Genomic DNA, 6,815 nt, shown 5'->3' on the forward strand with positions numbered 1-6,815 from the left:
CTCAATTTGGAGAGGATACCTTTGTTTTCGACGGCATTTGGCCTGATCCAAGCGGCAATTGTGATTTTTTGGGTAATGTCAATGGAAGGATTGTGTGATACGGAACCGTAAGCACCGGATGCAGCATTGAACCTTGCGGCCTGACCAACAACTCCGGAGGTCCATACAACCCCAGAGGATGTAGGAATGGTTGCATTGTTTCCATTTCCTGAATGGTCAATGAATATGGATCCACTACCTTCATCCATTTTCCAATGGCCGACTAAACCTGCATAGGAATTGTTTCCTGTCACAGTAATCAATGATTCTGATGTGAAGTTGCCGTCTTCTGTAATTGCACTAACGGTTGCAGTTCCTGCAGATAGGCCGGTCACCAATCCCGAAGAACTGACACTTACGGTTAAAGGATTTGAAGTAGTCCAAGTAACAGATTTATTTGAGGCGTTGGAAGGGAAAACTGTAGGGATAAGTTGAAGTGTGTTTCCTATCTGTACATTGGCTGAAGTAGGGTCAATAGTAATTCCCGTCACAGGTAAAATAGAGCCTCCCGTCTTGAAATTCCTTGCAGAAGACCATTCTGAATTTCCTTCGGCATTGGATGCTCGTACACGCCAATGATAAGTAGTTTCTGCCAAGAGGCCTTTAGTTTGATAAGAAAGCGCATTATTCAGGTCCAGTTCAATGACCAAGTCAATGAAATCCTCATCAAAAGCAAGCTGAATTTGGTAACTTTCAGCTTGTGGTGAAGCCGACCATTCAAGTTCAACTTCTTGACCCAAAGGAAATTCAGTTCCTGATGCCGGTGATGTAAGACTTGGAACACCGGGCAAAGTTGGTTCTCCAATAAATAAGGCATTGATATCCGAATCACTCAAAGAACGGTTATATAATCTCAAATCATCGAGGCTTCCGTTTAACCTTTGAATGGTACCTAATGCGCCAATCACAAGGTCGCCAGAGGAAGTCCCAATGCCAAACTGAGGAAAAGAAGTAATAGCATCAAGATTTCCATTTACAAAAACCCTCATAATGCTTCCATCGAAGGTTGCCGCCAAGTGAATCCATTTCCCCAACTCGGTACTATAGTTGAAATTGGATAAAATTCTATATGCTGTTCCGTTGTTTCCTCGGTTAAGCCTGAATTCAATTTTTCCGGAAATATCCAGCCAAAGTTCAAAGCCATTTCCATCAGCCTTGCTTATAATAGTATGTCTTCCCAGTATATTTGGTTTTACCCAAGTTGAAATGGTCAAAGCATTCGGTAATTCAAGGTTGGGTTGATGAGGAACCAAAGCATATCTTCCCCAAGATCCATTCAAATTTATTCCTAGGTCAATGACCCCAGGTGACCATGAAATACCTGTTGTATTTTGAATTATTGCATTGTAACCATTGCCTGAGTGGTCAATTAAAGTATTCCCGCTTCCCTCATCCAATTTCCAATGACCGACAAGTCCTTCATTTAGATCAAGTAGATCCAAGGTTTTTAAGTTTCTTACTAAGGACCATTCACTTGAATTTGTACCTCTATTGGCCCTTACCCTCCAATAGTATACTGTATTTTCAAGAAGCCCGGAAAGTGGATAGCTATTTTCATTTTGTACAGTAGTTTCCAAAAAAGTTGTAGAGAAAGTAGGATCGACAGAAACCTGAAGTTGATAACTGTCGGCACCAAAGACATCATTCCAAACCAATTGCACATTCAATGGAGTGTTTTGATTGTCATTTCCTGGGCTTAATAATACAGGCGTAGTTAAGGTGCCCTCCTCTGCAGGAGAAAATCTCCAGATTTCAGACCAGTCTTGAGCTCCTTCAGCATTACTGGAAATTATCCACCAAGAATATACCTGATTTACATCCAGATTACTTGCTAAATAATTGTTTGTAGTAAGGTTGCCCTGATCCAAAACCAACTGACTCATATTCGGATCGAGCGAGACTTGAATTCTGTAACTCACTGCATCTGGGGCATTGTTCCATTCAAAATTGGGATTTGGACCTGCCCCAAAAGACCCATTTGTCGGAGAAACCAACTCCGAAAAGAATCTGTTAGATGATACAAAAACTGCTTTGATAGCCGTATCCTGAGTCGGTATGAGTTTGGCATCTTGAGATTTGACAACTAACCCATTCACCAACCAATGACTAAAACTGAATCCGGGATTGGGTATGGCTTGAAAGGATATTGGAACATCCTTGAAATAGGTTCCGTTCCATGGATAAACTTGTCCTTGGGAAAGTCCCAACGTTTGTTCATTGATTTCTAAAGAGTTGATCCGAATTGAACCTGCCCCCTGATCGGAAATATCCAAGATAATGTTCGCAGTCCCTCCCAACCCAAAATATTCAATAAAGTGTTGTCTGACGAAGCCTTCCCTAACCTCTATAAAATTTTTTACATTTTGAATTCTATTCATCCAGTCGGAAATAGAGGAAGGCTGGTTCCACCGTTTTGTGTGTTCGGGAACTTCTGGCTGAATGATTGTTTGGATGCTGTCCACTAAATGAAGAATTCTTTCTTTTTTAAAGCCTGTATTCAATTGGTCTGACATCCGATTGATAAAAGCATACTTGAATTCTTCATTTTTTAATAGATTTCTGAATAATGAAGTGGCCCATCCGCTTGAGCCGTTGGTGGCCCACTCTAACATGTTGAAGTTACTCGAAATGATGCGGCCAAAAGATCTATCCAAATCTTTGATTATCCATCTCCATCGGCCATCCTGCCCTTTTGGGGCATTTGGGTTATAAGGTACTCTTGCTCTCCAGTATTCGAGGTTATTTTGCGGCCAATCATTATTGTTCACAAATATTTCAGTTACATAGTAATCAAGGAAATTCTCAATATCCATCCACCTGTTCATTTCGGCATAATTTTCATCTACAGAAAGGTCGTTGCTTTCAAAGAATTTTATAAATTCCATGTAATTGTTTGCATCTCCTTCACTTACAACATATTTGTTTTCCAAATAATCGATATTGTCAGGATCTACCCCGTAAATCCTCTCAAAATAATACTTATCGTATCTTTCTCTAAAATTGTGAAGTCCCCAATATTCCCCATTGATAAATACTACCGATGTTCTGAAATGTTGGTAATCCACATTCAAATGTTTTGCCATTGTTTGGGATAACACATCAGTCATCAAAGTCGCCCCCCAATCGTTTCCAAAGTTCCTCAATATCATCCTTTGAAATCCAGACCTTTCAGGGTTTTGGAAAATAGGGTAATCTAAACTTGACTTTCCTGGTTCTCCTTTGGCATAGATGCGTAATGATTTCTGAGGTAACCTTCTTGTATAATTTCCATTAATTCGAATGGCAATGTTTTGTTGGAAATCAAAGCCCTGCCCATACATCTCCATGGATGCAGGCCTCTCCCAAAGATCTCCAGATTGATAATAATTTCCAGTGTCATCGTCCCCTGAAACATAATTTGCGCCGGGGACATACAGACCAGTGTTCTCGTCAAACAAATTTGCCGGATTGGTGACTACGGATACAACTGGTAAAGTATAGCTGTGACCTGGAAGGACAAAATAAGTTGCTGTCTTTATAGGAGATTCTGATCCATTTGTTTTGAATGCTTTGGCTCGAATCACAGTAGCTTTTTTTATAGTTTCGCTTGGCGGAGTCCAGCCTCTTGCACCGGTAATAAAGTTGGTAGGGATCAATGAAATTACATTGGGTTCTGAACTCCTATCTGTTATGGTTTGTGCTCCACTCCAAACAGGGGAGGATTCTGTGGGTTCCGATCCGTCTAGGGTGTACCGGATAACCGCCTGTGGATCTGGATGGGTTAAATTTAGTTCAATATTGGACTGATAAAACCCCGGAGGAACAGAAAACTCAGGTGCAGTCAGAGGAAGCACAGGTCCTACACCATCACTGATGTTTGCTGCTCCCGGTGTGGGTTGCGTAAACAATTCAATTGTTTCAGAGCCATTAGGAAACCTACCTCTGCTGATATCTGCTGTTGAAGCAAGAGGGTCAATTCGGTTAACCAATACACCATCCGGACTGGTAAGGAGTATGGGTTCACCATTGGAGCTGATGGCAAATGTAGTATGCAAGGGCCCACTTGGGTTTGTCCTGTTTTTACTTGAAGCCCAGATCAACAAATATTGTCCCGGAGCAAGGTCTAATGCAGGGAAAACCCATTTGAAAGGGGACCCGTCTGAATCTGAAAGTCCAAATCCTTCCAAATTATAGGTCTCTGATCCATAATTATACAATTCGATCCAATCAGAAAAAGTGCCATCCTCATCTTGAATGGTACTTGCATTAGATGCCATGATCTCATTTATAGCTATTAAAATAGGTTCTGGTTCAGCTTCTGTGGTAAAAATGAAAATTGGAGACCATTCACTTTCCCCGAATCCATTTACTGCTTTTATTCTCCAAAAATAAACCTGAGAATAGGCCAGTGGTGTTGTTAAGGTATATTCAGTTCCACTTAAAATCTGCTGGCTTAATATCAAGTTTTCAAAACCATTATCAATGGCAACTTCAAGTTGATAGTTTCCTGCATCTGTAGCAGGTGTCCAAGTAAACGTAGGCAAAACAGAAACTAATGAACTGCTATTTTCCGGACTCAACAAAGTTGTATTTCCAGGAGCTGTACCCACAGTCGGATCTGACTCATTGGTTAATTCCAGATTATCCAAGCGAAGCATTCTCCTTGCCCCACTGCTTACCGGGCCCACATAATGATATTTTACCATTACCTGCACATACTCATGTCCTAAACCATTCGCAGGTAAATATCCAACCAAATTTTCTATACTTCCTTCAACAACATCTTTTCCAACATAAACCAATGGCACACCATTGACATTGTTTACCACCTGCCAAGGTGATTCAATTCCTACACGATAAAGTACAGCGAAGTTATATTGTCTGAAGTTTGGTATCAGTGTTTCAGCGTCAAAACTGATCTTCACCCCATCTACATTTCTTGAATCAAGGGCTAGCAAAGCTCCTCCAAGGTCACGTCCCCTTCCTGTATTGATAAAGGAAATGCCATTTTCACCTAATCCATTGATTCTGGTTCGGGATGTGTTTTTATATGAGAAACCGATATTGGCGATATCTGCTGCAGCATAATCACTTGATGGTATACTGTAATCAAAAAGAAGTTCTGTTTCCAAACTTGGATCATCCTGGCTTGATTGTAAAAAAATCATAGATGGTGGAAAATTTCCATCAGCTTCCTCTGCTGACCAATTGGTAAAGGAATAACTTCCAGTCGAAAGGACATGCGCTTCCGGGTAAATCAATGTCCTGAAAGAAAGAATAGGGGAGTTAAGCGATCCATCAGAAGCTGTAATGTTGATGGTGGCTGATCCTGCCTTTAAAGTGCTTATTTCCAGACTATTTCCGGTTAGAATGGCATTTACCAAGTCTGTGTCCAATGAAGAGATCTGGTATTCCAATACATCTCCATTTGGATCAGAAAAGATGGTTGAAAGGTCCACAGAATAGACTTGGCCTTTTGTTATTTGTCTAAAAGGGATGTTTCCGATCGTTATTGGAGCAAAGTTTTGCCCTTCGAAGGCTTCTCCTTCTACAGTGATATTATCAAATCTGTTATTTCCTTCAACTCCGCCAGTACCTTGAGAAAATTCTATCTTAATTTTAAAATTTGGATTGTCAGAAACCCCATCAATTGAAGTGAAATCCAAAGTAATCACTTCAGGTGCTCCATCTACAGGCAAAACATCTTGAAGAAAGATGAAATTAATTCCATCAAGTGTATAGCTCAAAGTCTGTAAACCTGCACCTGACCCACTTCTCCTGGTTTCGTATTTGACAATAATACTTCTATATCCAGTGGTAGGGATGCTAAAGACTAAATTTGAACCAATCGGAAGATTAAATCTCAAATGTTCCTCAGCAAGATCTCCATTTCGTGCATTCAATCCGGCAAAACTTTGCCCTGTACCAAAAGTCAGAACAGTAGAACCTGCCAATTCCGGAGTTATTCCGGCGCCTATTGCTAAGGAAATTGCAGGTTGAAGCAAATTAAGCTCATCATTGAAATTCCAATAATGGATTAAGGATTTTACAATTGGTTGTGCCGCAATGATAATATCAAAAGAATCGGAAACAGTTCCTCCTTTTCCGTCATCGGCAGTCACCTCAACGGAAATAGTTCCGACGTTAGCAGCCAGAGGAGTTCCGCTGAAAGTCCTGGTCTGTGCATCGAAAGAAAGCCATTCGGGTAATGTTTCCCCGCCGGTGAGTAGGGCTGAGTAAGTGAACCCGTTACCGTCAAGGTCTAGGAAAGTATTTTCAGGGAAAACAAAGCTGAATAAAGCATTTTCAGTTGCCTCCTGATCCAACAGTGGATTGGCAACGGTAGGCAAATTATTGGCAGCCGCAATGACAATGTCGAAAATATCGGATACAGTTCCCCCGTTTCCATCATCGGCAGTTACTTCGACCGAAAGTGTTCCTACATTCTCAGCCAGAGGAGTTCCGGAGAAAGTCCTTGTCAAAGGATCAAAGACCAGCCATGCGGGTAAATCTCCACCGCCTACGAGCAGTGCAGAGAAGCTTAATCCGTCTCCGTCAAGGTCCTGAAAAACATCATTTGGAAATTCGAAGCTGAAAAGGATATTTTCAGTAGCCGCCTGATCGGCGATAGGGTTGATGACCGTCGGGATATTGTTTGCTGCGGAAATGACAATGTCGAAAATATCGGATACAGACCCCCCGTTTCCGTCATCGGCAGTTACTTCGACCGAAAGTGTTCCTACATTCTCTGCCAGAGGAGTTCCTGAGAAAGTCCTTGTCAAAGGATCAAAATTAGC

Annotated in this window: 1 protein-coding gene; it reads right to left on the minus strand. The window is 41.3% G+C overall.

All coding sequences use genetic code 11. The features are described 5' to 3' along the window. Positions 1-6,815: CotH kinase family protein (locus NK987_RS21280; RefSeq protein WP_259265493.1), on the minus strand; the 6,815-nt coding region annotated here is incomplete at both ends.

The sequence above is a fragment of the Aquiflexum gelatinilyticum genome (assembly GCF_024813435.1).
Taxonomy (GTDB): domain Bacteria; phylum Bacteroidota; class Bacteroidia; order Cytophagales; family Cyclobacteriaceae; genus Cognataquiflexum; species Cognataquiflexum gelatinilyticum.